Genomic DNA, 2,292 nt, shown 5'->3' with positions numbered 1-2,292 from the left:
CCGAAATTCTCTTATTGCTGTTTTTGATTTATATTCCAAACTCTTTTTTAATATAAATTTCTTTATTTAGTGTAACAGTTTATTTACCTTTAACTATTACTTCATCATTTTCAAGTACGATATCTACATGTTTTACGTCTGTATGATCTAAGTAGTAATCTGTGATTTTGTCGCGTACTTCTTGTTCAACAACACGACGTAACGGACGCGCACCCATTTGATCGTCGTAGCCTTTATCAATTAACCAATCTTTGACATCTTGTGTAACGTCCATTGTGATTCCTTTTTTATCTAATGTTTTTTGAACATCTTCTAGTAATAAGTTCACAATGTCTTTTAATGCATCTTTACCTAAATGATTGAATTTAACGATACCATTGAAACGGTTAAGGAATTCAGGGCGGAAGTATTTTTTCATTTCATCCATAATATCATCAAACTCTTCATTTCCATCACCAAAGCCAGCATTAGAAGTACAAATAATAATTGTGTTTTTAAAGTTAATGACATTACCTTGACCATCTGTTAAGTTACCATCATCCATAACTTGTAGTAATAAAGTTAAGATTTGTGGATGCGCTTTTTCAATTTCATCAAATAAGATAACTGAGTACGGGTTACGTCTAACTTTCTCTGTTAATGTGTTTGAATTATCATCATAACCTACATAACCAGCAGTTGTTCCAATCATTTTAGATACAGCAGTTTGATCACTATATTCACTCATATCTAAGCGAATTAATGCATCTTTATTACCGAATAAATCAATTGCTAACTGCTTTGCAAGTTCTGTTTTACCTACACCTGTAGGACCTACGAAAAGGAAGCTACCAATTGGGCGGTTGCCCTCATCAAATCCAGCACGGTTACGACGAATTGCACGAGAGACAAGATCAACAGCTCTATCTTGACCAATAATTTTATCTTTTAAACGCTTATTAATATTTTTCAATCTTTCGATATCACTTGCATCCATTTGGGATACAGGGATACCAGTTAAACGTTCAATTGAATCTAAAACGTCTTTTACAGTAGCTTTAGTATTATGTGCAACATTGCTATTTTTTAGTTTATCTTCTAGTTCTTTAATTTCTTTTTGGATTTTGTCAGCTTCTTTATATTCTTCATTACTCACGGCTTTACTTTTATCATCTTGTAATTGTGCAATGCGCTTTTCAATTTCCACTTTATCTATTGCGGGACTTTGTGCTGACAAGTGAGCTGCAGTAATATCTAGTACGTCAATAGCTTTATCTGGCAATAAACGTTGAGGAATATATTGAATGGATAAATCTACACAAGCTTTTAATACATCATCTGGTAGTTCAACATGGTGATGTTCTTCAAATTTTTCACGTATACCCTTTAGAATATTAAAAGTGTCATCAGCACTTGGTTCATTAACAAGTACTTCATTAAAACGACGTGCTAATGCAGCATCTTTTAAAATATTATTCCGATATTCATCTTGTGTAGTTGCACCAATAACTGAAATTTCACCACGACTTAATGCAGGTTTAATAATATCTGATAGCCCTTTGCTACCAGAATCACTGCCAGTTGAACCTGAACCAATAATTTGATGGATTTCGTCAAAGAATAACACAATATTTTTCTCTTCTTTAACCGCTGCAACTAATTTTTGAATATTTTCTTCAAAAGCACCACGATATTGTGTACCAGCTTCTAAGGAAGAAATATCTATTGAGATGATTTCTTTATCTTTAATAGATGATGGTACATTGCCTTTAACTATAGCTTGTGCTAAACCTTCAACAATAGCTGTTTTACCTACACCAGCTTCACCAACTAAAATAGGATTGTTTTTAGTACGTCTACTTAAGACTTCAGCAGTTTTTTGGATTTCTTTATCACGACCAATTACTGGGTCTAATAAACCATCGCGTGCTTCTTGTGTTAAATTACGGCCAATTTGATTTAAATAATTACCTTCATCATTTTGTCTTTGAGAATTAGATTGTTGAAATGCATGCGCGTTTTGCTCAGCAGAATTCCCACCTTGCTGCTGTCGTAATTGTGCTAATTGTTCCGGAGAAACTTCTTTGCCATTGATATAATATCTTTTAGCACCACTATTGATAGATTCTTGCATATCTTGGAACATTCTTCTGAAAATTGAATCAAAATCATTATTGAAATATCCGTTATTCATACATATCACCCCTAAGAAATTTTAGAAATACTTAAGACAACAATAAATACTTAAGACAACAATAAATACTTAAGACAACAATAAATACTTAAGACAACAATAAATACTTAAGACAACAA

General features: G+C 32.6%; 1 protein-coding gene. It reads right to left on the bottom strand.

The genetic code is table 11. The annotated features are described in order from the left end of the window. Window positions 1–79: 79 nt before the first annotated feature. The gene (locus KGI01_RS13575; RefSeq protein WP_141275123.1) at window positions 80–2,173 is read right to left on the bottom strand and encodes an AAA family ATPase; all 2,094 of its coding nucleotides are present in this window, start codon (window positions 2,171–2,173) and stop codon (window positions 80–82) included. Window positions 2,174–2,292 lie beyond the last annotated feature (119 nt).

It is taken from the genome of Kurthia gibsonii, from assembly GCF_006539985.1.
Classification (GTDB): domain Bacteria; phylum Bacillota; class Bacilli; order Bacillales_A; family Planococcaceae; genus Kurthia; species Kurthia gibsonii.
This window is presented reverse-complemented; position numbering and strand designations above follow the sequence as displayed.

Excerpts from the sequence above, each read along its gene's own strand:
- KGI01_RS13575 (WP_141275123.1), bottom strand. The coding sequence starts at position 2,173 with ATGAATAACGGATATTTCAATAATGATTTTGATTCAATTTTCAGAAGA.